Source organism: Pseudoalteromonas sp. Bsw20308, assembly GCF_000310105.2.
In the GTDB taxonomy this organism is placed as follows: Bacteria; Pseudomonadota; Gammaproteobacteria; order Enterobacterales; family Alteromonadaceae; genus Pseudoalteromonas; species Pseudoalteromonas fuliginea.
Map to the genome: position 1 here is coordinate 879886 of NZ_CP013139.1, position 26218 is coordinate 906103.

The following is a 26218-nucleotide window of genomic DNA, read 5'->3' on the forward strand; positions in this document are numbered from 1 at the left end:
CGACTACTCTGCTAGTGGTAATTTAAATTTAGCTAAACGATTTTTAGGAAAAGCCGAAATGTCGATAGGCTCACCATCCAAGGTAATACTTACAACGTCATGCTTACCTAGTACAACAGAAAAAGGAGGAGTACCGCTAACCGTCATCTGGTAGCCTGCTTTTTTAACACCAAAAGCGACTTTTTCACCCTCACCGTCATAAACTTCAACCCAGCTTTCATCGTTAAAGTTCATCACGATTGTACTTATACCTGGTGTTTTATCCAGATCAGTAGTTACTGTTTCTACGGGTTGTTCTACTGAATCATTTAATGTTTCGCTTTGCGGTTGTACCGTTTTATTAGTATCTGCTTGTTGTTCTTGTTCAAAAAAAGGAGATTGTGCTGCTTGTCGCTCACTCATAATTGAGTTCTCAACATTAATATTACTTGTTTGTTCTTCAATTGGCGTGGCATTTTGCCAAAACCAAAGTGCAGACGAACCAATGACGATCGCTAAAATAATATAACTCACGAACATTAATCGGCTGTCATTGGCTTCTTTTTCCGTTCGGCGTGAAAAGCTTTGCATGTTCGCGGGTTTGGCCGGCTCAGGTGGGGCTGGCATCATAGCTAGAATCGGCGTGCAATCAACTTTTAATTCTCGGCAATAGTTTTTAATATAACCTTTTACAAACGTAATAGGACCGAGTAATTGAAATTCATCGTTTTCAAGACGCTTTATTTGTAGTTCAGATAGTTTTAACGGCTTAGCAATTGCTTCAATGCTCACATTCGCTTGCTCACGATGTGCTTTTAGTATTTGACCAACCGTTGGTTGTTCGCTCTGTGTTTGCGTATTGTCTTCATTCATAATGTGTATGAGTCTGGATCCACTAGTAAAAGTCTATGCCCTGGCGTAAGTGCTATGTCAGGACTTAATTTATTCCATCGCATTAATTGATCAATTAATACACGCCGCTGGGTAGCTATTTCGTAAAGGGTGTCGCCAGCTTTAATTTCGTAATAAACATTAGGATCGTTTAGGTAAATTTTACTTCCATTCATTACCCGATCCGACTCTTTTAAACCATTCCATTGTAGAAGTTTTTGTAGTTTAACATTGTATCGCACCGAAATGCTAAATAGGTTTTCACCGAATTGAATTACATGAAATGGGATGCTTAAAGTTGGTACTTTAGGGTTAAGCATTGGTGGTTCAATGTGTTCACTTGCCTCATAACTCTTAAACTGTATGTCATTATTATTTTGGCGACTACTTTCAGCAAACACGTTAGTATCTTTCGTTGCAGTGTAAAAAACAACATCAGAATCATTCTGTTCTATAGGAGCCTTTATTACAGGGGGAGTTTGCTGCGAATTAAAGTTTGCATCTTTAGGGGCGCCAAAAGAAATTATTTTAATGCTGTCATTTGGTTTAGTTAATGTTTTTTCGGCTTGTTTTTGCGATTTAGGTACTTGTGTAGCGGCGACCGTTTTTTGCATCGTATTAGTTGAATTATGACCATTTGTTAAAGCAAGCATGATAGCCGATGTATCGGTTTTAGTACTTGAACTAGTTACTGTTGGTGTCGTTTCTTTTTCTGAAATAGATGATGGGGGCGCGCTTGTATAAGTATTTCCTTTATTAATTGGATTAACAGTACTTGCAATAACTGAACTTGCATTATCCATTTGAGTTTGGGGTGCTAAACTTATGCGTTTGTTATCGTTGGTAACTAAGCTTGTTGAATTATCTCTAGCAATGTGTTTTTTCCGGGTGATTTTTATTTTTGGTTTAACACTAATTTGTCCACCATTACTTGTTTCTTGTAATTCATCAAGTTTAGCTTTTCGGTATTTTTCTCTTAAAATTTCAAATTCGCTTAACCGTACTTTTTGCTCTCGAATTACGTATGCTTCATTACTCGTTGGGTAGGTCTGTGAAATAGTGGTCGCAATTTTTTCTGCATCTTCTATTTTACCCATTCGATTTTTTATTAAATAGTTAAGCATCAAAGCCCGAGATGAAACTTTGCCTGTATCGTCATAACGCTTTAAAAGCTCACTTGCTTTGTGTAAATCACTTTTAGCATAAAACAGTGCAGCTAAACTGATTAAAGTAGACGTTCTTTGCGAGCTGTGGTTCATGGCTTGTTTAAAATAACTTTCAGCATTATCAAAATCGTTAAACTCAATGGCACATAAAGCTAAATTTTCGTAGCTTTCTGCAACACGAATGTAGCTAGGGATTTCTATTGCTTTTAAAAATTGATCAGTGGCTCGGTCGTATTCATTTATGCCACATAAAAATACACCGTAGTTATTTAAGGTATTTGGATCGTCTGGTTTTATGGCGAGTGCTTTTTGGTAGGCTTTATCGGCCAGTGTATTTTCACCAACTTGTTGATAGTAATAAGCTAGAGAGTAATGAACCTCTGGTAAATTTGGTGCAAATTCGGCTGCACGCTCTAGATTATATTTAGCCTGAGAATTATTGCCTGTATTTAGGTATTGTAATGCTAGAGCAATGCGCGTTCGCGCTGCGCCTATATTATTAATTTTATTTTCGACGACGGGTTTGTCACTGCCGTTATAACTATTTTCGGTTACACACCCGCTTAGAGCGAGTGCCGATATAGTTAAAGCAAGTAAAGATCGCATTACCTTATCTCTGTATTTTAATCCATATCTTCTATCTTACCTAAAAGCCTTTATGTTGCATCATATATTTAAAAATAAACGAATTAATATAAAGGCTTTAAGTATTTTACTAAAAGTTATGCTTGATGAATGTTTACACTAATCGCATTATCATCACGCATTTTCTTTTTAGCTAAGCGCTTAGTACGATCCACTACATCACCCACTAGTTGTCCACAAGCTGCATCAATATCGTCCCCTCGAGTACGACGAACAATACAGGTAACGCCAGCTGCTTGTAATACCTTTGAAAAGCGATCAATACGGCTGTTACTTGAGCGAGTGTACTCATTACCTGGGAACGGGTTAAACGGAATAAGGTTTACTTTAGATGGTGTGCCTTTTAACGTTTGCACGAGAGCATGCGCCTGATCGGTGCTGTCGTTAATACCGTTAAGCATAACGTATTCAACTGTTACGTCTTTATTAGCTTTTGAACCGTCGATATAACGACGACACGCGGCTAAAAATTCTTCAATTGGGTACTTTTTATTAACGGGCACTAAAATGTCACGCAGTGCGTTATCTGGTGCATGCAATGAAATAGCCAGTGCTACGTCAATTTTCTCTTTTAGTAAATCAAGTGCAGGTACAACGCCTGACGTACTTAATGTTACGCGGCGCTTAGATAAACCAAAGCCCCAATCGTCCATCATTAGTTCCATTGCTGGCACTACGTTTTTAAGATTAAGTAAAGGCTCGCCCATACCCATCATTACAACGTTAGTTACAGGGCGCTTTTCGCTATGGCCATCAAGGCCTATATCTTTAGCTACACGCCAAACTTGGCCAATAATTTCAGATACTTTTAAGTTACGGTTAAAGCCTTGTTGAGCAGTAGAACAAAAAGTACATTCAAGCGCACAACCCACCTGTGATGATACACATAAAGTAGCGCGTTCTTTTTCAGGGATCCAAACAGCTTCTACTTCTTGGCCGCCTTCAAGAATAAGTGCGTACTTAATAGTGCCATCGCTCGCTTGTTGGCGAACGGTGATTTCTGGCGCAACAATTTCGCACTCAGCTTTAAGCTTTTCTTTAAGCTTTTTATTTACGTTGGTCATTTCGTCGAAGTTATCTACGCCAAAATGATAAATCCATTTCATCACCTGGTCACTACGAAACGGTTTTTCACCGAACGATGCAAATAGCTCGCGCATTGCATCTCGGTTTAAATCTAATAAGTTAATCTTTTTTTGCTCGGTCATGAAACAACCTCAATCGGTGACGGTGGAGATAAAATTTACGAGGACGAATTGTACACAATTCACTCACTTTAATCATTAAGTAAAACATTATTAGTTTACTGATTAATACTTTACGTAATGACTAAAAAAGGGCCCGAAAGCCCTTTTCAATATGTTAACGAATTCGAATTAACGAGTACGTGAACAAAGCTCTTCGTCAGCGAAGAAGTACGCGATTTCGCGAGCAGCAGATTCAACAGCATCAGAACCGTGAACAGCATTTTCGTCGATGCTATCAGCGTAGTCTGCACGTAAAGTACCAGCTAGTGCTTCAGCAGGGTTAGTAGCACCCATGATTTCACGGTTTTTAAGAACAGCGTTTTCGCCTTCAAGAACGGTAACCATTACTGGACCAGATGTCATGAAAGATACTAAAGCACCGAAGAAAGGACGTTCGCTATGTTCTGCGTAGAAACCTTCAGCTTTCTCTTGTGAAAGGTGAACCATTTTAGCTGCAACGATTTTAAGGCCAGCAGATTCGAAACGGTTGTAGATAGCGCCAATGTGGTTTTTAGCAACTGCATCAGGTTTTACGATTGAGAAAGTACGCTCTAAAGCCATCTTTATGCTCCAATAATTTTAAGTAAAAGTGTGAATATTAACGGGCGCGAATTATACGCGTTTTAAGTGAAAAATCCTAATTTTATTAAAAACCAGTTTGATTGCAGTTTTGTGATCTTGATCAAAAGCACAATGCTTGGCGGATTTATAATGCCGCGCTCGTAAATTAATTAATCATGCAACCGACTTATACTCGGTTCGATGTATGGAGCGCACATGTCACCCATTATTTCTTCAACGCCTTTTACTCCTGAACTATTATGCCCTGCAGGCACTTTAAAAAACATGCGCTACGCGTTTGCTTATGGCGCAGATGCGGTTTATGCGGGGCAACCCCGCTATAGTTTGCGTGTGCGCAATAATGAGTTTGACCTAGACACGCTGCAAATTGGTATTAGTGAAGCACATGCGCAAAATAAAAAGTTTTATGTGGTGTCTAATATTGCGCCGCATAACGCGAAAGTAAAATCGTATTTACGTGATATAGAGCCAGTTATAGCAATGAAACCCGATGCGCTGATTATGTCAGATCCTGGTTTGATCATGCTGGTTCGTGAAAAATGGCCGGCGATGCCTATTCACTTATCGGTGCAAGCAAACGCCGTTAACTTTGCAAGTGTGCAGTTTTGGGCGAAGCAGGGCATTGAGCGGGTTATTTTATCAAGGGAGCTGTCGCTTGAGGAAATTAGTGAGATACGCACACTTTGCCCAAATACTGAGCTTGAGGTGTTTGTACATGGTGCATTATGCATGGCGTATTCTGGGCGTTGTTTGCTCTCTGGTTATATAAACAAACGCGACCCAAACCAAGGTACCTGTACCAATGCATGCAGATGGGATTACGATGTTAAGCCAGGTGTTGAGAAAGAAACCGGCGAAATGGTGCATAAAATTGATCCCAAACAGGTTATTCCTACATTGGGAGAAGGGACGCCGAGTAACGATGTATTTATGTTAGAAGAGCAAGGCCGCCCTGGCGAATACATGCCTGCGTTTGAGGATGAACACGGCACGTATATTATGAATTCCAAAGATTTACGCGCTGTACAATATGTAGAGCAGCTCACAAAAATGGGTGTACATAGTTTAAAAATAGAAGGGCGTACTAAGTCATTTTATTATGTGGCGCGCACTGCACAAGTGTATCGTAAAGCAATAGATGATGCGGTTGCAGGCAAGCCGTTTGATGCGGATTTATTTAAAACATTAGAAAACTTAGCGCATCGTGGCTATACCGAAGGCTTTTTAAAACGCCACGCCCATCAAGATTATCAAAATTACGAATACGGTCACTCTGTATCAACTAAGCAGCAATTTGTGGGTGAAGTACTTGGGCGCTGCGAAAATGGCTTAGTTGAAATAGACGTTAAAAATAAATTTTGCACAGGCCACTCTTTAGAGCTAATGACGCCAAAGGGAAATATTAGTTTTGTGCTTGAATACATGGAAAACAAAAAAGGCGAAAGTATTAGCGATGCTAAAGGCTCTGGTCACATTGTAAAAATACCGCTAGATGAGGGCGTTAACTTAGCGCACGCTATTTTAATGCGTAACCTAGACGCGCACCAAGATACCCGAAATCCATTCAAAGAGGTCAGTTAGGATCCACTCTAATAACTGCTCAAAGCTATTTTATTAAATAGAGTGACGCTGAGCAGTTATATCTTCATCTGCTATTTTTTAGATACCATTTATGGAATTTATCTTATCATTAATGCTTATTTATAAAATTTTAAAAGCGAATATAATGGATATTCGTACTTAACACGTGTTGTTAAATCGCTCCTCACTGTTACCCCATTACTTTTTAAAGGAATCATTTTTGTATGTGGATAATTTTTGCATTACTCGCAACCGTTTTTTTTGGTGCTCGAGGAGTGCTGTATCAATGGACGTCGCAGAAAAAAATTAACCGTAACTTATTATTATTAGGTGTATTTTTTGTAGGATTTGTCATTAGTGCGCTAGGTACAGTGGTATTTGAACATACATGGTATGGCTGGGCAGACATTACGGTTGGGCTAGCGTTAGGGTTTGGCTCTTTTGCTGCTAATGGTTTGTTGCATAAGGGGTTTTCGGTTGGTAAAGCGTCTTTAATTAGTATTTTATCGGGATTAACGCCTCTGTTTGTCCTTTTATTTGCTTTTTTATTGTGGCAGGAGACCTTAACAACAATTCAATTAATTGGCTTTTTCATTATTTTTGGTGGCCTTTATATCATTCGTTATTCAAGCGATATTTCGTTGAACAACCTACAAGGTGCGCAATGGGGATTACTCGCTGCACTTGCCTTTGCATTTAATGATTTAATGGGTAAGCAATCAACACTTCTTGAGGCCGATACATTTGCAACGCTAACGTCTATGTTTGGTTTTGGTAGTTTTCTTTTTGCTGTTAGTTGGTTAGTAAAGCGTAAAAAAATGCTAGCAGAGCAAGGCACTTCTCAAGGGTATTGGTCTGCGAGTAAAACATTTTCATGCGGATTACTGATTGGATTAACAAACGTGGCAGGTATGGTGGCAATAATATCGGCTTTTGCAATTGGTAATACAGGGCTCGTGTCGGCAATTTCAGGGATGAACATTTTAATTATTTTGCTCTACTCACGCATCATTCTAAAAGAGTCTTTTACCCGCCAAGAAGTGATAGGATTAGCAACAGCATTTTTAGGTGTAATTGTACTTAGGCTTAGTTTTTAAACGTTTAAAGCTTTCTTTTTAAAAGCATACATTGCTACTTTTCGTTGAAGTGTTGCAATGTATGCTCTATTAATAGTCGTACCCGATAAGGTACTTGTTTTCTGTCGCGATAAAGCATAGAAAATGGCTGCCCTTCACTTTGCCAGTCAGGAAGAATACGTTTAAGCTTTGTGGCTTCAATAAGAGGCAATGCTATATAATCAGGAATGTAACTAATGCCCACACCAGACTCAACGGCTTGTTTCATCATTTGAATTTCATCAACTTCTAACCGGACATGCGTGTTTGGATTAAAACTGTATTCTTCACTCGTTTGCTGATTTTTTAACTGCCACGGAACTAACCCAACGCACGTAACTTTTGGGTGTTCTTCTAATTGCTCCGGATGAGTGATGGGATGATGAGCATAATTTGGGTGAGCACACAGCAGGTTATGAGTAAGCTTAAGTTCTCTAATAACCCAGTTATCAGTGGCTGGGTTTCTTACTCTAAACACGATATCAATCCCTTCTTTTCAATATCAATAAGATTATTTGAAAAGCGTAAATCTAATTGAATATCGGGATATTGCAGTAAAAATTCATAAAAAATAGCACTTAAAAAGTGTTTACCCATGTAAATGGGTGCAGAGATCCTAATTTTCCCTTTAGGTTGGTCTTTCTCATCACAAAGTGCTTGCTCAATACACTCTACTTCTTCAAATAACTTGCGGTAGCGGTCGTAATATAATTCGCCAGTATGCGTAAGTGTAACTCTATGAGCATCTCGATTTAGTAACGTAAATCATCGAGAGAATAAATAGCTGCCATCAGAACTACTTTATTATTTAGGCAATATTAACAGCGGTACTTTAAAATTTCACTAGAGATTAAGGGGTAAGAACTGAAGTTAGGCAATAAAATTTTATATAACTTTGATTTCATAATTCTTCATAAAGGTACTGGTAAACAACGTAACTCAATCTGTTCAGCAAATAAATTAAAAGTAGTTTTAAGTCATGCTTGTTAAAGCCATTGAAAATAGATTTACATCAAGTGCTTTATTTAATTAAGTGAATTTATACGTCGTCTTTTTTGATGAGCCCCTTAAGAATAATGAGAGGCTCCACACGAAAGTGGAGCCTCACTTTTATAATTTAGAAGCGATAACTTGCACCTAAATAAACAGTACGGCCATTTACCGTCGTATTGTATAAACGATCATTAGAGTCTGAATATTGCTCTTCTCGTTCATTAGTCAAATTACTGGCTTCTATAGTGAGCTTTAGTTTTTCATTAACCTGGTAAAAGGCTGATGCATCTATATATGTACTGGCATGAAAACCATTTTCGTCTTCATCGCCGTTACCCGCTTGTACCGATGCAATATAGTCACTTCTATAAGCTGCTGCAACGCGTGCGCCCCATGAATCAGAATCGTAATATACTGTAAAGTTACCCGAATGCTCTGACAGGCCAGGGAATGATTTATATTGATCAATACCTGAATTACCTACATTACGGTACAGTGCTTCACCATCAGCAAATGTATAATTAGCAATAACACCTAAGTTATTAAATGGGGCTGGTAAGAAGTCTAGGTCTCGTTGAAAAGCGAGTTCCCAGCCACTAATATCACTTTCATCTAAGTTTTGAGGCTGAATAACAGTAAAAACAGTATTTGCTGTTTGCGGATTACCGTTTTCGTCTACGTCGCCTAAAAAGCTAAGAGGATATCCGGTTTGACTGTATGGAATATCATATGTTTCGGTGATAATGAAGTTATCGATAGATTTATGGAAGTAACTTACGGCCGCGTACCCAATGTTTTCAAAATAATACTCGACTGAAAAGTCAAAGTTAACAGATTCGTAAGGTTTAAGGTTTGGGTTTCCTGAGCTGAGACTAAGGCCATTGGTTGATGTGGCATCATTTTGTACAACACCTGTTGGCACTAATGCACCGAGCGAAGGGCGGGTTAGGTTTTCCCCATAGCTTGCACGCAGTACTAAACTGTTATTACTATCCCAAACTAAATTTATAGCAGGCAAAAGTCCTGAGTAGGTGTTTTCAACATCAACTACTTCTCCATTTATTAAACCTACGGCGTTGGTTTTAGTATCGTAATGGCGTACACCAGCATTTCCCATTAAATAACCTGAGCCCAATTCCCATTCAGCTTCGTATTGCAAATAAGCCCCAAAGGTTTTTTCTTGTACGTTATCGGTAAAATCAGGATCATCTAAATTAGGATCGATGTTCATACTTGCTAGGGTGCCTAGTACATCGACACTTACCCATTGTTGTTTATTGTGCGCGGCATTTGTAAATGTCAGGCTTGAGTCGACTGTGTCATTAAGTACGCCATTTTCCCAATCGCTGCGGTTAACGTTATCAGATTTAGTTTCACCGTTTTCACTTTCAAACTTTTTATTAGAGATGCCGAACTTTATATTTGAAGTATTGTTAAGCGTGTAATTAAAATCTAATTTTATAGAGTCAAATGTATTGGTGATTTCTTCTTCAGATATATCAATTTCGTGATAGCGGAATAAACTACTGTCGGTAGGATCAAACCCATATGTATTTTCCCCATAATAAGCATCCTTGCGATAATCAATAGTTTCATCGCCAAATGTCTCTAGGTAAACTTTAACACTGCCTGTATTGAACTTGGTTTGTGAACGCCCAACTAAGGCGGTCATATTTAAATCTTCTGTAATTTGCCAATCACCATCTAATACAAACTGACTTATTTGGGTATCAGCATATTGGCTACGGCTTTCTGAATGAATAGCTGCATTTTCAAATACTGAATAAATAGCATCGTTATTTTCGTTTATTTCAAGTGTTGTGAGCTTTGAGCATATTTGCTCGTTATTGTAAGCCGGTCCAGTACAGCCAATAGCTGTTGAACTTGAGCCCCTATTTTGTAAGTGGTATTCACTGCGGTCATTATTCAGTTCACCATATAGAGCGTCAAAACCAAATTCAAGGTTATTACTTGGGCGATACTGCAGGGCAAGTGTTGTACCTAAGCGTTCTTGATCATTCTCAAATAACGAATAGCGACTACCGCGTGAAAAGCTCACTTCTTCGTTATTTATTTTGTCTTGTAGTTCACCTGAAAGATTTGAGATATCAGAGCCTGAAGCATTTTTTTTGCGCCAGCGATACGTATTGTAACCTTGCTCATTTACATCACGTTTGCTGTATGCAATTGAAAATAATGCGCCAAACTTATCATCCCAAGTATCTGAGATCAGAGCTGCAAAACGTGGACTAACATCATCAGTTTGTGAATTGTCACCAAGTTGACCTGATATTGCAGTATTAAAACCATCAAAATCAAATGGTTTCGCTGTATGAAGCCCAACAGTTCCGCCTATACCACCTTCATCCATTTCGGCTGAAAAAGATTTTTTTACGTCAACGCGCTGAAATAGCTCAGAAGCAAATATGTTAAAATCAAAGGCGCGTGATCTGCTGACTGAGCCTCGGCTATCCATTGCCGAAGAAGACGTACCCAAAGCCTCCATACCGTTAAGTTGTACTTGTGTAAAGTTTGGTCCTAAACCTCGTAATGAAATTTGTCGGCCTTCGCCACCTTCTCGGGTAATCGCAATGCCAGGCACTCGTTGTAGTGAGTCAGCTAGGTTTAGATCCGGAAAATCAGCAATATCTTCAGCGACAATAGAGTCTTGTGCGCCCACAGAGTTTCGTTTTAAATCTTTCGCTTTTAACAAACTGTTGCGATAACCCTGTACAACAATTTCTTCTACTTCTGTTTGAGCTGATTGTTCTGCATACACATAATTAGACGCGCCTAATGAGCTCATTATAGCCGTTGCTAAAAGCGTACGTGATGGTTTGTTTAACATGATGCTTCCTTGGTTTTTAATTTAAAGTTGATTATTAATAAAAGGGTTCGTGCGTACTAAATGACCGTCATCAAATTGCACCACATAGTTAAAGCGTGCCTGTTGTGGCGAGCCTGGTATAAAGTCTGTTGAAATTACTTGTGCGCCGCTATTTTTCGCGGCATTAAATTGGATTGTTCGCTGAGAATTGGTTGCACTTAAGGTTGCATCTGCGCGGGTACGCACCATGTAACCTTTAAGTACAAGTTGCTGAATTTTATAAAAGTTGCGTGTAGGATTGTTCACAACCATAAAAGCAGCTTCGGGCTCGCTTTCATCATAATTGGCAAACATACTAGCCCCTTTTAACGAAGGCCTACTTTGTTTATAAAGTGCCGATTGCTGTGCATTGCCATCAAATAAGAATATGAACTTACCAGCCAAGGCACGTGTACTTGGCCACCCAAACCTAACGACTGTTTGGTTTAAAGATAACGGTATTTTACGTAAGTTATCGGGCGTGAATAATGAGTTAGGTAACGATTTTTGAATTACTTCATCGAGTAAATAATAATCGTTCGGTGTAAATTTAAGTGGATTATTGCCCAGCACTACATCTGATCGCGTTTCTTTTACATTGAGCATTACAACAATAGGAAAGTGCTGCGGGTTTGCCTCTGACCATGTTTTGAGTGTATTCAAACATCCACTAAGCAATACACAATGGCTTTGCACATCAATATCAGGAATGTGCATTACTTTAAATCCTGGGGTCGCTAATTGCTTTTTTTCTAACTCATTAAATAAAGGAGTCGTTGCAAAAGTATTAGCCCAAGGTTTTATGTATAAGTCACCATTAGGGTCTTTTAAAACGTCAATTTCTAAATGGCGAACACCGCTATTTAACTGTTTAATAATGGGAGAGTGACCGTAATCAATACGGGCCATTAGTTTAGGATTTAGAGTGTTTAATTTATTTTTAACGCCTACGTTTAATGTTTTTTTATAGCTGTTATGTGAGCCAATCATCTGAAAGGTATTTAATGGCATAGCGTTAATGCTAGTTACATAACCTGCAAAAATAATAAAAATAAAAAGTGGCATACCACGTCTCAATTGTTGAGTTTGCTATCTAAGAGCGAGCATTTATAAATTAGGGGACACAAAAATATGGATTTAATAAAAGCTTCATAATTGAAAAGCATGTTTATAAAATTTTATGTCCCCTTTTATCCATTACCGCGCTCTAAATAATAAGTTGAGTGAAAACTGGATAAAGCCATCATGATTAGAGTCAAAGCACTATGGTTAGCACTATGGATTGGGTTATGTATTACATTTAAAGTGAGTGCTACCTCGTACTACGAGGTTAAAAGTGCAGTGAAGGTGGAGACGGTTAAAGTTGCATTTTTAGCTGATATTCATCTACATGATATTCTTGCTAATTTACATAATACAGACAATATAGACTTACCAAAGGATGTAGGGTCAAAGCAACCATTACTAGTGCGAAGTATGTATGCGCAGCTTCACTCAACGCGACTTTTCAATGAAAATTATTTTGTTTTTTTACATGTATTAGATGAGCTAGTAGAAAAAGAAATTAAGCTAGTCGTTTTACCTGGCGATTTTACTGATGACGGGCAACCCATTAATGTAAGGGCTCTGGCACGTATTTTAGGCCATTATGAAAAAACATATGGGATGCGTTTTTTTGCGATTCCAGGCAATCATGATCCTGTAAAGCCATTTACAACACCGGCAGGTAAAGCTGACTTCTTAACGGCTCAAGGTAAAGAGTTTGGCGTGTATAGTTATCAACATGAAAAGTGTATGACTAAGCAGTCTGTATGTGATGATGGTTTAAAAAACTGGGGATACACTGAAATATTAAGCACACTCAATGACTTTGGATTTAGCAAACATAAAAGTGACGTGCTATATGAAACACCTTATAAAAACCGAGAGTTTATATGGTGTGACCCTAATGATGTTAATCATTGTATAACGATGCCAGATGCGAGCTACTTAGTTGAGCCCATAAAAGGTGTTTGGCTAATGGCAATAGATGCCAATGTGTATGCTCCACAATGGAAAAATTCGCCCCTCACTTTTAAAGGTTCGTCTAGTGCTGGCTATAATGCTTTAATTGATGCAAAGCCTTTACTGTTAAAGTGGATAAAAACGGTTGTAGAAAGGTCAAAAGAGCAAAACAAAACACTGATCGCATTTAGCCACTTTCCAATGGGAGAGTTTTACGATAATGCGAATGATGAATTACATAAAGTGTTTAGTCGTGGCCATTTTTCCCTACCTAGAGTGCCTACACCCCGTACAACACAAATACTTGCAGATACAGGATTAACACTACATTTTGCAGGACATATGCATCTAAATGATACTGCGCTGGTAACAAGTAATCGAGACTCTCAGTTAGTTAATGTACAAGTGCCAAGTTTAGCTGCTTATAAAGCTGCATATAAGATTGCAGAGCTAAACTTAGCTAAGCACACCGCATTGGTAAGTACTCATACATTAGACGATGTTCCTGGTTTCAATGATTTATTTGGTTTATATGAAGAGGAATGGCTGTATCGTGAACAACATAATCTTAGTAATTTTGACCGAACTATTTTGAACTCAGAAAGTTATGGTGATTTTACTAAACAGCATTTATTTGGACTTATTAGTCAGCGTTTTTTAAAACGCGATTGGCCAAAAAATTTAGTGGCATGGCTAAACGATAATCACTATTTAGCAGATTGGTTTACAGATATGCAGTGTTTAAATAAAGTCTCGTCTAATTTGCTAATTCAACTTAAAGCTGTATCAACAAAAGAATGGCTTCAAGATTTTTATTTATTAAGAAATGGCGATGTAACTGCAGATATAACGCCTCAAAAGCGTATTACTTATCAACTGCTAAATGAGTTTTTAGCTAAATCGACATGTAAAACAGATACGCAAACACAGCAGTACTTGGCTTTGTTAATAAAAATAATGGCAAAATTTAGTAAGTATACCCAAGGTGAGAATTTTAGCGTTGATCTAAAAACAGGGGAGATTATCTAATTGTGATAACTCAACCCCAAGTAATAAGTGCGACCACTTGTGGTTGAGTTGTAGGCTCTTAGTGTTGAGTTACTGTATTGTCGCTCTTGTTCATTGCTGAGATTAAATGCGCTAAATTTAAGTTTCCAATGATTAGAAAAATAATAATTTATGTTTGCATCCCAATAAACAGTTGGCATAAACCCTGTTTCGTTTTCATCGAGCAAAAGACTGCCTGCCCGAACTAAATATTTATCTCTAAAAATAGCGCCTAGTTTAAAATTGAACTTAGGGTGATCGTAAAAGATCATACTTGAGGCGGTTATTTTAGATAAAAAAGGTAGGTTTTTTTTAAATAAAGCTGAGCCATTATTTGAGTCGTAATACGTGACTTTGCCTTTATTGTAAGTTGTTTGTAGGTTGATACCCCAGTCAGAATTATGTATTAAATAATTTAAACTTATTTCCGCTCCCCACTGATAAGCTGATTCTGCATTACTTAGCCAAAGGTTGTTAATATCGGGGGTTGTAGACTCTGAAGTTTTTGATAAAGGGACTTGCGTTGTAACTATGTAATCATCTAAATCTTTATAAAAGAGTGATATATTAAACGTACTACGACTACTAAAATCTGCTTCTAAGGAAATATCGGTATTATAAGATAAGTAAGGTTTTAGACTTGAGTTAAATGTATATTTTGTATTATTTGGGGTATCGTTTGAACCATCAAAACTTAGTGAGTTCAGTAATGGTTTTGAATAGTTTTTAGAAAGTCCTACACGTAATCGCCACTTATCGTTTATAAAATATGATCCATTGAAAGTTGGAAGCCAAAGGCTATATGAAATAGGAGAGTAAGGGGCTTGAGTGTGAGATGTTATGGATTCAGCTTGGTAACGCAAACCTATATGAGCTTCCCATTGTGCCTGCTCTGTACTTATTAAAGTATAGGCTCCTCTGCTATATTCTTGTATATGCTCAGCTTCAGTGGTAATTGATGAGCTATTGTTTTGTATATTAAATGGGTCGATGCCATAAAGTTTAAGTGCTTCATTGGTGTTTATTTTTAACCATTGTAGATTTTTATGTGCATTTTGCGATGAAACATACGACGTAGGAAGGTCAGTTAATTGTTGTGGTGTATTAGTTAATTCATTTAAAAAAATATCGTTTTGCTGTGCGTTATACATTTTATTTTCAAACAGAGTCCAATCAGCTCCAAATTGAAGGGTTATTAAACTATTAATGTCATATTGAAAATCTAATTTTGCGAAGGTGTACTCACTATTTGAATTGTATTGTTCTATATCACCATGATGCATTTGCCACATTGTAGGGTTTTTTAAATTTTCACTGTAGTTAATATCTGCATAAAATGGAGTTTTACGATAATCAATCGTAACGTCACTTATGCCTTGGGTATAAATCTTATTGCTGTAAGGAATGTCATACTTTGATTGTTCTTTTCCTAATATGGCGCTTACTTTCCAATTTTTATTCACTTGTTGCGTAAGTGATAGCACACCTTGCTGATATGCCGTATTTATTTCTTGGGTTCTACTTTCGGTTGCGACTCGTGCATTTTCGTAACGTGCATACACTAGCTCATTATTTTCATTCGTTTGAATGTCTGTAATTGTGGTTAGCCCTTTAATTATAGGCGTAGACTGCTCCCCTCTAGGGTATAAATGATATTCATACCTATCTCCTTTTAAAAAACCTGAGAGCATATCAAAATCAAAATGGGTGGTTTCATTTTTATACTCTACAGATAGATTTGCCCCAAATCGCTGCTGTGTAGCTTGCCATACCGAGTACCGATTACCACGAGGAACTATATAATCGCCTTGAGGCAAATGCAGTGCCTGCGATTGGGTTAAAGCCGATAGGTCTGCCCCATCTATTGCGATATTACGCCAGCGAAATGTATTAGCACCTTGCTCTAACGACTCTCTGGTTGTGTATGCAACGCTTGCAAGTACCCCCCAATTATTCCACGTGTTAGAAATTAAGCTTGAATAGCGTTTTGCGCCTGTACCCACATAGTCGTTGTAGCCAACTTCTGGGGTAATAATAAATTTAAACCCCTCATTATCTAAAGGGTTTATAGTTTGTAATGCCATTGTTCCAGATATTCCACCTGCAATTTTATCGGCGGAATATGCTTTAATTACATGGATTTGTTTAAAAAGTTCGGCAGGTAAAATATTGAAATCGAAAGAACGATCGCGCTGTTTTTGTACTCGGCTATCCATCGGTGAATCATTATTTGCTAACACAGGCATGCCGTTGAGTGTCACCAAGCTAAAATCAGGATAGTTACCTCGTATTGAAACTTGGCGACCTTCGCCTGCTTCGCGAGTAATTGCTACACCAGGAATATACTGTAAGGCCTCGGCCAAGTTAGTATTGGGAATATCGGTAATATCTTGTGCTGAAATTGCTTCACTAATCGTTTTATTATTGTGTTTTAAATTTCGTGAGCTAGCTAATGAATAGCGAATACCCTTTACTGTTATTTCTTCAAGTATTTCGTTATTGGTTGTTATTTTTTTTTGAAAAATAACAAAACCCTTGTCTTGAATTTTATATGTTAACTCGCTGCCTCTTAATAAAAAATCGAGTGCTTGAGCAAGTGTATGATCGCCCACTAAGGTGGACGTAGTTTTGTCGTTGATAAATGAAGGGTTACTACTAAAAGAGACTGCATATGCATTTGCTACCTCTCTTAAACTATCACTGAGAGAACCCGCTGGTATATAAATAAAGGTATTTATATTTTTTGCCGCACTAGGCAGCGTTGTTAAACAACTAGCACCGATAAAAAAGTACACTAAAATACTTTTATTTAATGTACGTACCTGTTTTAGCATAATCGTTTAATCAAAGTAATACAGTCGTATTTTTTACTCATTTAAGGTAGCGTTAAATGAAGTACGTTGTTCTTCTTATCTACTTTCCAGTTATAAGTTGATGCAATGAGCATAAGGCTTTGTTGTGGCGTTTCGAGATTAAATCGTCCGCTAATTAGTGTATTATTTAGTGTGTTATCTACTTTAATTACCATAGGACTGTAACGCTGCAATTGTTTAATAACACTGGTTAGAGGTTCTTTTTCTGCATCAATCCAACCCATTCGCCAAGCAGGGAGCTGTGCTAACTGCTGGCTATAATCTACAGTTATATGGCCATTTTTTATAATAGCTTGTTGAGAGGGAGTTAATATCACTTTATCTAAAGCCGACACTTCTACTTTGCCTTCGTACACAGTTACCACTACTTCATTTTTATTGCGTTCTACATCAAAAGAAGTACCCAGTACTTTAATGCTTGCTTGTCCTGAATTTATTATAAATGGCCGTGTTTTATCTTTGGCTACATCAAAAAAAACCTGTCCTTTTTTTAATTCGATTTGCCTTGAGTGTGGTAGCAAGTGCGCAGTTAACTCACTATCTGCATTTAAGTGCAAATATGAACCGTCATTTAATAACTGCGATACGCGTTCACCTAAATGCGCTTCTAAAAGCTGAGGCAGGTTAGGTTTAACTGCGGTTTTTGCAATCGGTGTTGGTGTAAATACCTGTTGAGATATAGCAAGCCAGTACACTGCAAAAGCAATAGCGCTAAAACTAGCTGCTAAGGCGAGCATAGGGAAAGCCCTAGAACGTTTTGCATTAGGCGTAATTATTGGAGTCGGTAAACTATATTGTTTAGTGTAAATGTGTAAAGCCTGTTTAACAGCAGGATCGCCAAATACATTAGCTATTTTTTCGAATGCATTCTTATTTTCTGTGCATTTTAACCAAAGCGATAGCTCTTCACGGTCATGATCATTTAAATCATTAATCCGATCTACCCAATCTGCTGCCTGTTCTAAGCGTTGTTCATTCATTAAAAAAACCTAACCTGCGTTGATTAAATATAAAGAGCGTAAAAGTGTAATAAAGGGGACATTTTTATTGATTTTTTTCTATGTGAAGCGTTATTTGTATCATTGCGCGTGTAATATGTTTTTTTACAGATTCTTGGCTCATATTTAACTGCAGACTAATTTCTTCGCGACTTAATCCGTCAATACGTCGAAGCTTAAATACTTTTCTTCTTAAAGGTGGTAACTCTTCCAACGCACTTTTAACAAGCTCGAGCTTTTGCTCTGTAATAGACTGCGCTTCTGGATCGCTATTATCATTTGTAAAAAGCTCAATATCTTCTGCATTATTTGGTTGGCTTTTATTTTTTTGCCAATCACTATACATAACAGACTTTGTGACTTGATTTATATACGCCTGAAAGTTTTCAATTTCTAATGTGTCATTTCTATTTAATGTTCTTAGTAGAGCTTCTTGCACAAGATCGTCTACGTCATCTGTATTATTGGTTCGACGACTAATGAATTTACGAATATGGCTGATAACGTTTTTTACATCGCTTTGTTCAGAAAAAATATTTAAATTCGATGGCAGGGGGCTTTTAAAAGTCTTCATTACTCAGTCTAGAATTTTATTTTAAATAAATACTAAGTGAATAATATGACCAATTGATTACAGCCAGGTTGATAGCGATTAAGTAAATTGAAGTGATGACACTAAGAATAAAGTATCATTGAGATCATCTTAACGTTTTAAATAGGGTTTAATTTTAGGCATAGAGTATTTGCGCAAATAACACTTTGAAAAAGCTAAATTTTTGGAGGTACTACATTCACTTGTTATCCTTATTTGAATGTTATTTTGACGGGATTAGCATATAAGTAGAGGGCCAAAGCGCTTTTGGGCAGGTCAGCTAATTTTATATTAATTTAAACAAATGACTTAGGAAAGCTAAAATAATAATATCAAACTTAGTAAAAGTGCGGCTATTTCTATTGATTAAGATCAACAAAGCAACATAGAAAAATAGGCATAATTAGCGGCTGTAATTTACACCTAAAAAATAAAGGTTTTTTATTAAACTAAAGTTGTTTTAAATCAGTCTAATTACATCTATTTTTATTTTATCTATATGCTTTATATAGACTTTAATTGGAAAGGCTAAATAGTGGCTCTACTCATAAATAGTAAATGCATTAACTGCGACATGTGCGATCCAGAATGCCCTAACGAAGCCATTTACATGGGCGCTAAAATTTACCAAATAGATGCAAGTAAATGCACCGAATGCGTAGGCCACTACGACAAACCAACCTGTGTCAGCGTATGCCCAATTGACTGCATAAAGCCCGACCCAGCCCATCGTGAAAATATAGACGAACTGGCTGAAAAATATGTGTTGTTAACTAACTAATAACTTGTTCAGGTATTTTGCTAAGCCGTCTTTTACTATCGACTAAAAAACTATCTACGTTACTTATTTAGCTTGCAGCTAAAGCCCGCTATCATGCATTTTTAGTTTCAATCAAATTTTATTACCTTCATTAATTATCAATTATATTGTGTTACTTTAAGGCTTTATAAACTCAAGTATTAATCTAAGTTTTAGATTGCATTTTGCATTCTATAGGAGTCTATTTTGGATATAGGTATCAACGCTATTCAGGTTGTATCTTCAAAACAAGCAATATTTATTAATGATGAGTGCCGAGTATTTGTAATTGGCGATCTTGATGGTGATTTACCGGCCTTAAAAAACGCACTTAATAACGTAAATTTTAACCCACAAAGAGACACTTTGTTTTGCCTAGGCGATTTTGTTGATCGCGGGGATAAAACATATGATTTATTTACATACTTACAAGCCATTAGGGCATGTATGATATTAGGTAATCATGAGCATTTAATGTTGGAATCATTATTAAGTAATGATGAAGCAGCTTTTAAATTATGGACTGACAATGGTGGCAATTGGCACAAGTCGGTATCAAGTGAACAGCTCAGTGTTATGTGCGATGAGTTACTAACTAAACCGCTTTCAATAGTACTTGAGTATCGTGGTTATAAAATTGGGTTGTCTCATACATTTGCACAATCGTGGGATTGGGAAAATTACCCTGATGATAAATCGCTAATTGTGCAATCTTTATTGTGGGATCGCGAAGTAGTTAAACAAAATAAGGTAGTTAAAAGTCATGGAGTCGACTTTTCAATACATGGACATAACTCAACTAAAGCGCCTTTTTGGGTTGGCAATAGTTATCACATAGATACCAACTATTACGGTGGGAAACCAACTCTTTTAAAACTCGATGAAGTTATTAAATGTATAACTACAAGCTAAAAGTATAGTCTTTCAGCTGTTTTTCGCTTGATTAGGCTCTATTTGGAAAGAAATCGATAACTCTGTAGTGCGACTGGTAATAAATGTAGAGCAAAATTTGCAAGTAAAAGTAAAGTAGATGCAGGTACTATTATATAGCTCAGTACTGTGGGTATTGATGCAGTGTCTAAAGGCGCAAAAGTATTTATTCAGATGCCTTTAATAATGGCTTTTACACAAACTACACCTAATAACAAAACCAATAAAGCAGATGTAACCGTAAATAGTGAAGAGTTTGGTCAGTCGGCATTAATAGGTAGTGCAAAGTATCAGTACAACACTTCTGTTTACTATAAAGGTGACGCCTTTAATATATGTGCATCATATAAACGAAGGGTTAAGTTTATATGATGCCATCATTAATTTAACTAAGTCTGAATCAGTAACGCGTTTAGGTGATGCATACAGATGCACGATTACTTAACTCAAGCTATTCAGGGCGATGCTATTACGCAGGCTTTAATTATAGTTTTTGATTAACAGCATACGTAATACTTTATTATACGCCAACCAATAAACTGTAACTGGCTTAATCAAACAGCAGTAAATATTTCAAATTTATATATACACCTAGTTTTACTGCTCATGTGTTGGCTGTTTAATAGGCTAAATAAGCCCTGCAGCCCTTTGCTTGTATGGATTTCATACTAAATTCATTTAATTGACAAAAAGCTGAAATAAAACATTGACCCCCGCTCGAATCTCCCTATAATGCGACCCCACTGAGACGGGAAACGCCAACGCATAGCGGGGCACGAACAACTCAGGGTGTTAAGTAAAACTTAAATTGAATCTTTTTAGAAAGTTTAAATTTAAGTGTTGACAAAAAAATAGGAAAGCGTAATATGCGCAGCCCTAGCGAGATAAAGTTCAACTTTATAATCGCAACGTTCTTTAACAATATAAAGCAATCATCTGTGTGGGCACTCGTACAGATTGAGTTCTAACAGCCAAACTACTTACTCTTTATGGGTAATTAGCGAGGCAAACAAATTAGAGTCTCAATTGAAAACTGAGTGACCAACAGAATAGTTATTTCGGTAATTATTCGGCACAGTCAATTCAATATCGAAAGATATTAAAAAATTCAGAATTCATTGAGCTGTCGAAAGACATAAAACTTTTTAATTGAAGAGTTTGATCATGGCTCAGATTGAACGCTGGCGGCAGGCCTAACACATGCAAGTCGAGCGGTAACAGAGAGTAGCTTGCTACTTTGCTGACGAGCGGCGGACGGGTGAGTAATGCTTGGGAACATGCCTTGAGGTGGGGGACAACAGTTGGAAACGACTGCTAATACCGCATAATGTCTACGGACCAAAGGGGGCTTCGGCTCTCGCCTTTAGATTGGCCCAAGTGGGATTAGCTAGTTGGTGAGGTAATGGCTCACCAAGGCGACGATCCCTAGCTGGTTTGAGAGGATGATCAGCCACACTGGGACTGAGACACGGCCCAGACTCCTACGGGAGGCAGCAGTGGGGAATATTGCACAATGGGCGCAAGCCTGATGCAGCCATGCCGCGTGTGTGAAGAAGGCCTTCGGGTTGTAAAGCACTTTCAGTCAGGAGGAAAGGTTAGTAGTTAATACCTGCTAGCTGTGACGTTACTGACAGAAGAAGCACCGGCTAACTCCGTGCCAGCAGCCGCGGTAATACGGAGGGTGCGAGCGTTAATCGGAATTACTGGGCGTAAAGCGTACGCAGGCGGTTTGTTAAGCGAGATGTGAAAGCCCCGGGCTCAACCTGGGAACTGCATTTCGAACTGGCAAACTAGAGTGTGATAGAGGGTGGTAGAATTTCAGGTGTAGCGGTGAAATGCGTAGAGATCTGAAGGAATACCGATGGCGAAGGCAGCCACCTGGGTCAACACTGACGCTCATGTACGAAAGCGTGGGGAGCAAACGGGATTAGATACCCCGGTAGTCCACGCCGTAAACGATGTCTACTAGAAGCTCGGAGCCTCGGTTCTGTTTTTCAAAGCTAACGCATTAAGTAGACCGCCTGGGGAGTACGGCCGCAAGGTTAAAACTCAAATGAATTGACGGGGGCCCGCACAAGCGGTGGAGCATGTGGTTTAATTCGATGCAACGCGAAGAACCTTACCTACACTTGACATACAGAGAACTTACCAGAGATGGTTTGGTGCCTTCGGGAACTCTGATACAGGTGCTGCATGGCTGTCGTCAGCTCGTGTTGTGAGATGTTGGGTTAAGTCCCGCAACGAGCGCAACCCCTATCCTTAGTTGCTAGCAGGTAATGCTGAGAACTCTAAGGAGACTGCCGGTGATAAACCGGAGGAAGGTGGGGACGACGTCAAGTCATCATGGCCCTTACGTGTAGGGCTACACACGTGCTACAATGGCGCATACAGAGTGCTGCGAACCTGCGAAGGTAAGCGAATCACTTAAAGTGCGTCGTAGTCCGGATTGGAGTCTGCAACTCGACTCCATGAAGTCGGAATCGCTAGTAATCGCGTATCAGAATGACGCGGTGAATACGTTCCCGGGCCTTGTACACACCGCCCGTCACACCATGGGAGTGGGTTGCTCCAGAAGTAGATAGTCTAACCCTCGGGAGGACGTTTACCACGGAGTGATTCATGACTGGGGTGAAGTCGTAACAAGGTAGCCCTAGGGGAACCTGGGGCTGGATCACCTCCTTATACGATTTAGAACTTATTTGTTCGTAGTGTCCACACAGATGATTGTTAATTAGTGCTTGTCCCTTTGGGATAACTAATTAATATGCTCTTTAAAAATTTGGAAAAGCTGATAATAAAATTCTGATGAATACATTGTATTTATCAAGAGTTTTCAAAAGTAAAAAAACAATGGTAGCAGTACCATTGAGTGCCATTTAGTTAACTCTTATGAGTTAATTGATTGGTATCTACTTTAGTATTCAATATTGACTTCTGGCGAAGTTAAACTGTCACAAAACAAAGACCCGTTTGGGTTGTATGGTTAAGTGACTAAGCGTACACGGTGGATGCCTTGGCAGTTGGAGGCGATGAAGGACGTATTAACTTGCGATAAGCCTAGTCAAGCTAGTAAAAAGCGCTTGAGACTAGGATTTCCGAATGGGGAAACCCACCTGCTTGCAGGTATCGTTAACTGAATACATAGGTTAACGAGGCGAACGCGGAGAACTGAAACATCTAAGTACCCGTAGGAAAAGAAATCAACCGAGATTCCGAAAGTAGCGGCGAGCGAAATCGGAACAGCCCTTAAGCTTATTATGTGTTAATGGAAGGCTGCTGGAAAGCGCCACGATACAGGGTGATAGTCCCGTACATGAAAAGACATTTTAAGTGAAATCGAGTAGGTCGGAGCACGTGAAACTTTGACTGAATATAGGTGGACCATCATCTAAGGCTAAATACTCCCAACTGACCGATAGTGAACCAGTACCGTGAGGGAAAGGCGAAAAGAACCCCTGTGAGGGGAGTGAAATAGAACCTGAAACCGTGTACGTACAAGCAGTAGGAGCCCACTTGTTGGGTGACTGCGTACCTTTTGTATAATGGGTCAGCGACTTATATTTTGTAGCGAGGTTAACCGAATAGGGTAGCCGTAGGGAAACCGAGTCTTAACTGGGCGAATAGTTGCAAGGTATAGACCCGAAAACCCGGTGATCTAGCCATGGGCAGGTTGAAGGTTGAGTAACATCAACTGGAGGACCGAACCCACTAACGTTGAAAAGTTAGGGGATGACCTGTGGCTAGGAGTGAAAGGCTAATCAAACCGGGAGATAGCTGGTTCTCCCCGAAATCTATTTAGGTAGAGCCTCGGACGAATACTTACGGGGGTAGAGGCACTGTTAAGGCTAGGGGGTCATCCCGACTTACCAACCCTTTGCAAACTCCGAATACCGTAAAGTAATATCCGGGAGACACACGGCGGGTGCTAACGTCCGTCGTGAAGAGGGAAACAACCCAGACCGCCAGCTAAGGTCCCAAAGTCATAGTTAAGTGGGAAACGATGTGGAAAGGCCCAGACAGCCAGGAGGTTGGCTTAGAAGCAGCCATCCTTTAAAGAAAGCGTAATAGCTCACTGGTCGAGTCGGTCTGCGCGGAAGATGTAACGGGGCTAAACTATGCACCGAAGCTGCGGATTCAGAATTTATTCTGGAGTGGTAGGGGAGCGTTCTGTAAGCGGTTGAAGGTGTACCGGGAGGTATGCTGGACGTATCAGAAGTGCGAATGCTGACATGAGTAACGATAATGGGAGTGAAAAACTCCCACGCCGGAAGACCAAGGGTTCCTATCCCATGTTAATCAGGGTAGGGTAAGTCGACCCCTAAGGCGAGGCCGAAAGGCGTAGTCGATGGGAAACAGATTAATATTTCTGTACTCGATATAATTGCGATGGGGGGACGGAGCAGGCTAAGCAAGCATAGCGTTGGTAGTCTATGTGAAAGTGAGTAGGGCGTTTGTTTAGGTAAATCCGGACGAACATTAAACCTGAGACACGAGACGAGTCACTACGGTGATGAAGTTGCTGATGCCATACTTCCAGGAAAAGCCTCTAAGCTTCAGATTATATGGAATCGTACCCCAAACCGACACAGGTGGTCAGGTAGAGAATACTAAGGCGCTTGAGAGAACTCGGGTGAAGGAACTAGGCAAAATCGTACCGTAACTTCGGGAGAAGGTACGCTCCTATCTGTGATGAGACTTGCTCTCTAAGCGGACGGGAGCCGCAGTGACCAGGTGGCTGGGACTGTTTATTAAAAACACAGCACTGTGCAAAATCGCAAGATGACGTATACGGTGTGACACCTGCCCGGTGCCGGAAGGTTAATTGATGGGGTTATCCTTAGGGAGAAGCTCTTGATCGAAGCCCCGGTAAACGGCGGCCGTAACTATAACGGTCCTAAGGTAGCGAAATTCCTTGTCGGGTAAGTTCCGACCTGCACGAATGGTGTAACCATGGCCACGCTGTCTCCACCCGAGACTCAGTGAAATTGAAATCGCAGTGAAGATGCTGTGTACCCGCGGCTAGACGGAAAGACCCCGTGAACCTTTACTACAGCTTGGCACTGAACATTGAACCTACATGTGTAGGATAGGTGGGAGACTTTGAAGATGAGACGCTAGTTTTGTTGGAGTCAACCTTGAAATACCACCCTTGTAGTTTTGATGTTCTAACGTTGGCCCCTGAATCGGGGTTACGGACAGTGCCTGGTGGGTAGTTTGACTGGGGCGGTCTCCTCCTAAAGAGTAACGGAGGAGCACGAAGGTTGGCTAAGTACGGTCGGACATCGTACGGTTAGTGTAATGGTAGAAGCCAGCTTAACTGCGAGACAGACACGTCGAGCAGGTACGAAAGTAGGTCATAGTGATCCGGTGGTTCTGAATGGAAGGGCCATCGCTCAACGGATAAAAGGTACTCCGGGGATAACAGGCTGATACCGCCCAAGAGTTCATATCGACGGCGGTGTTTGGCACCTCGATGTCGGCTCATCACATCCTGGGGCTGAAGTCGGTCCCAAGGGTATGGCTGTTCGCCATTTAAAGTGGTACGCGAGCTGGGTTTAGAACGTCGTGAGACAGTTCGGTCCCTATCTGCCGTGGGCGTTTGAGAATTGAGAGGGGTTGCTCCTAGTACGAGAGGACCGGAGTGAACGAACCGCTGGTGTTCGGGTTGTCATGCCAATGGCATTGCCCGGTAGCTACGTTCGGAACTGATAAGCGCTGAAAGCATCTAAGCGCGAAGCAGGCCTCGAGATGAGTTCTCACTAGACTTTTAAAGTCTCTGAAGGGCCGTTGAAGACTACAACGTTGATAGGCAAGATGTGGAAGTGGTGTGAGCCATTAAGCTAACTTGTACTAATTACCCGTGAGGCTTAACCATACAACGCCAAACGCGTTTTATGTGATAGTGAAACA

17 protein-coding genes and 2 rRNA genes are annotated in these 26218 nt (G+C 39.5%); 8 read left to right on the plus strand and 11 right to left on the minus strand.

Going from position 1 to position 26218, the window contains the following annotated elements; all coding sequences use genetic code 11:
- Positions 1–3 precede the first annotated feature (3 nt).
- The 4 genes from D172_RS21040 to ndk form a co-directional block, all read right to left on the minus strand.
- On the minus strand, positions 4–852 hold the full coding sequence (locus tag D172_RS21040; protein ID WP_007377439.1) for a RodZ domain-containing protein: 849 nt from the start codon (positions 850–852) through the stop codon (positions 4–6).
- Positions 849–2642, minus strand: a complete 1794-nt coding sequence (gene pilW, locus D172_RS21045; RefSeq protein ID WP_007377440.1) for a type IV pilus biogenesis/stability protein PilW — start codon at positions 2640–2642, stop codon at positions 849–851. Before pilW ends, D172_RS21040 begins: the two co-directional genes overlap by 4 nt.
- A 116-nt stretch (positions 2643–2758) precedes the next feature.
- Entirely contained in the window at positions 2759–3889 is a 1131-nt protein-coding gene (locus D172_RS21050; RefSeq protein WP_007377441.1) for a bifunctional tRNA (adenosine(37)-C2)-methyltransferase TrmG/ribosomal RNA large subunit methyltransferase RlmN, read from the minus strand.
- 168 nt (positions 3890–4057) lie between these two features.
- Entirely contained in the window at positions 4058–4489 is a 432-nt protein-coding gene (gene ndk, locus D172_RS21055) for a nucleoside-diphosphate kinase (RefSeq protein ID WP_007377442.1), read from the minus strand.
- Positions 4490–4705: 216 nt separating this feature from the next.
- Between ndk and yegQ the strand changes: the two genes are divergently transcribed.
- Both yegQ and D172_RS21065 read left to right on the plus strand, forming a co-directional pair.
- Entirely contained in the window at positions 4706–6091 is a 1386-nt protein-coding gene (yegQ, locus tag D172_RS21060; RefSeq protein WP_007377443.1) for a tRNA 5-hydroxyuridine modification protein YegQ, read from the plus strand.
- Positions 6092–6315: 224 nt separating this feature from the next.
- Entirely contained in the window at positions 6316–7188 is an 873-nt protein-coding gene (locus D172_RS21065; protein WP_007377444.1) for an EamA family transporter, read from the plus strand.
- A gap of 34 nt (positions 7189–7222) precedes the next feature.
- On the opposite strand, the gene D172_RS21070 is transcribed toward D172_RS21065, so the two are convergent.
- The 4 genes from D172_RS21070 to D172_RS21080 form a co-directional block, all read right to left on the minus strand.
- Complete coding sequence (locus tag D172_RS21070) at positions 7223–7684, minus strand: LysR substrate-binding domain-containing protein (protein ID WP_007377445.1); 462 nt, start codon at positions 7682–7684, stop codon at positions 7223–7225.
- Entirely contained in the window at positions 7672–7803 is a 132-nt protein-coding gene (locus D172_RS21835; RefSeq protein WP_007377446.1) for a hypothetical protein, read from the minus strand. The genes D172_RS21070 and D172_RS21835 overlap by 13 nt, the downstream gene beginning before the upstream one ends.
- Before the next feature lie 520 nt (positions 7804–8323).
- Positions 8324–11047 carry a TonB-dependent receptor gene (locus tag D172_RS21075; RefSeq protein ID WP_007377447.1) on the minus strand — a complete coding sequence of 908 codons (2724 nt, stop codon included), beginning with the start codon at positions 11045–11047 and terminating at the stop codon, positions 8324–8326.
- Between the two features lie 21 nt (positions 11048–11068).
- A complete protein-coding gene (locus D172_RS21080; protein WP_007377448.1) occupies positions 11069–12130 on the minus strand; it encodes a Ca2+-dependent phosphoinositide-specific phospholipase C in 1062 nt (353 codons plus the stop codon).
- 180 nt (positions 12131–12310) lie between these two features.
- Between D172_RS21080 and D172_RS21085 the strand changes: the two genes are divergently transcribed.
- Positions 12311–14098, plus strand: a complete 1788-nt coding sequence (locus D172_RS21085; protein ID WP_083503363.1) for a metallophosphoesterase family protein — start codon at positions 12311–12313, stop codon at positions 14096–14098.
- Here D172_RS21085 and D172_RS21090 read toward each other — a convergent pair.
- The 3 genes from D172_RS21090 to D172_RS21100 all read right to left on the minus strand — a co-directional run bounded on the left by D172_RS21090 (position 14095) and on the right by D172_RS21100 (position 18561).
- Positions 14095–16950 carry a TonB-dependent receptor gene (locus D172_RS21090; RefSeq protein WP_007377450.1) on the minus strand — a complete coding sequence of 952 codons (2856 nt, stop codon included), beginning with the start codon at positions 16948–16950 and terminating at the stop codon, positions 14095–14097. The genes D172_RS21085 and D172_RS21090 overlap by 4 nt on opposite strands.
- A 41-nt stretch (positions 16951–16991) precedes the next feature.
- Positions 16992–17969 carry a FecR family protein gene (locus D172_RS21095; protein ID WP_007377451.1) on the minus strand — a complete coding sequence of 326 codons (978 nt, stop codon included), beginning with the start codon at positions 17967–17969 and terminating at the stop codon, positions 16992–16994.
- A 64-nt stretch (positions 17970–18033) separates the two neighbouring features.
- On the minus strand, positions 18034–18561 hold the full coding sequence (locus D172_RS21100) for an RNA polymerase sigma factor (protein WP_198022393.1): 528 nt from the start codon (positions 18559–18561) through the stop codon (positions 18034–18036).
- A gap of 553 nt (positions 18562–19114) precedes the next feature.
- Between D172_RS21100 and D172_RS21105 the strand changes: the two genes are divergently transcribed.
- The 5 genes from D172_RS21105 (at position 19115) to D172_RS21125 (ending at position 26183) form a co-directional block, all read left to right on the plus strand.
- Positions 19115–19360, plus strand: coding sequence for a YfhL family 4Fe-4S dicluster ferredoxin (locus D172_RS21105; RefSeq protein ID WP_033023735.1), 246 nt, complete (start codon positions 19115–19117; stop codon positions 19358–19360).
- 225 nt (positions 19361–19585) lie between these two features.
- A complete protein-coding gene (locus D172_RS21110; RefSeq protein WP_007377454.1) occupies positions 19586–20290 on the plus strand; it encodes a metallophosphoesterase in 705 nt (234 codons plus the stop codon).
- A 147-nt stretch (positions 20291–20437) separates the two neighbouring features.
- Complete coding sequence (locus D172_RS21815) at positions 20438–20680, plus strand: hypothetical protein (protein ID WP_007377455.1); 243 nt, start codon at positions 20438–20440, stop codon at positions 20678–20680.
- Between the two features lie 774 nt (positions 20681–21454).
- Positions 21455–22990 (plus strand): 16S ribosomal RNA (locus D172_RS21120).
- 299 nt (positions 22991–23289) lie between these two features.
- A 23S ribosomal RNA gene (locus tag D172_RS21125) occupies positions 23290–26183 on the plus strand.
- Together the 16S and 23S rRNA genes form the textbook arrangement of a ribosomal RNA operon.
- The last annotated feature ends 35 nt before the right edge of the window (positions 26184–26218 follow it).

What these genes read in the sequence shown, in the direction of transcription:
- ndk (WP_007377442.1), bottom strand. Translation starts at nt 4,489, where the DNA reads ATGGCTTTAGAGCGTACTTTCTCAATCGTAAAACCTGATGCAGTTGCT.
- D172_RS21080 (WP_007377448.1), bottom strand. Translation starts at nt 12,130, where the DNA reads ATGCCACTTTTTATTTTTATTATTTTTGCAGGTTATGTAACTAGCATT.
- pilW (WP_007377440.1), bottom strand. Translation starts at nt 2,642, where the DNA reads ATGCGATCTTTACTTGCTTTAACTATATCGGCACTCGCTCTAAGCGGG.
- D172_RS21100 (WP_198022393.1), bottom strand. Translation starts at nt 18,561, where the DNA reads ATGAAGACTTTTAAAAGCCCCCTGCCATCGAATTTAAATATTTTTTCT.
- D172_RS21050 (WP_007377441.1), bottom strand. Translation starts at nt 3,889, where the DNA reads ATGACCGAGCAAAAAAAGATTAACTTATTAGATTTAAACCGAGATGCA.
- D172_RS21040 (WP_007377439.1), bottom strand. Translation starts at nt 852, where the DNA reads ATGAATGAAGACAATACGCAAACACAGAGCGAACAACCAACGGTTGGT.
- D172_RS21090 (WP_007377450.1), bottom strand. Translation starts at nt 16,950, where the DNA reads ATGCTAAAACAGGTACGTACATTAAATAAAAGTATTTTAGTGTACTTT.
- D172_RS21075 (WP_007377447.1), bottom strand. Translation starts at nt 11,047, where the DNA reads ATGTTAAACAAACCATCACGTACGCTTTTAGCAACGGCTATAATGAGC.
- D172_RS21085 (WP_083503363.1), top strand. Translation starts at nt 12,311, where the DNA reads ATGATTAGAGTCAAAGCACTATGGTTAGCACTATGGATTGGGTTATGT.
- D172_RS21095 (WP_007377451.1), bottom strand. Translation starts at nt 17,969, where the DNA reads ATGAATGAACAACGCTTAGAACAGGCAGCAGATTGGGTAGATCGGATT.
- D172_RS21835 (WP_007377446.1), bottom strand. Translation starts at nt 7,803, where the DNA reads ATGGGTAAACACTTTTTAAGTGCTATTTTTTATGAATTTTTACTGCAA.
- D172_RS21065 (WP_007377444.1), top strand. Translation starts at nt 6,316, where the DNA reads ATGTGGATAATTTTTGCATTACTCGCAACCGTTTTTTTTGGTGCTCGA.
- yegQ (WP_007377443.1), top strand. Translation starts at nt 4,706, where the DNA reads ATGTCACCCATTATTTCTTCAACGCCTTTTACTCCTGAACTATTATGC.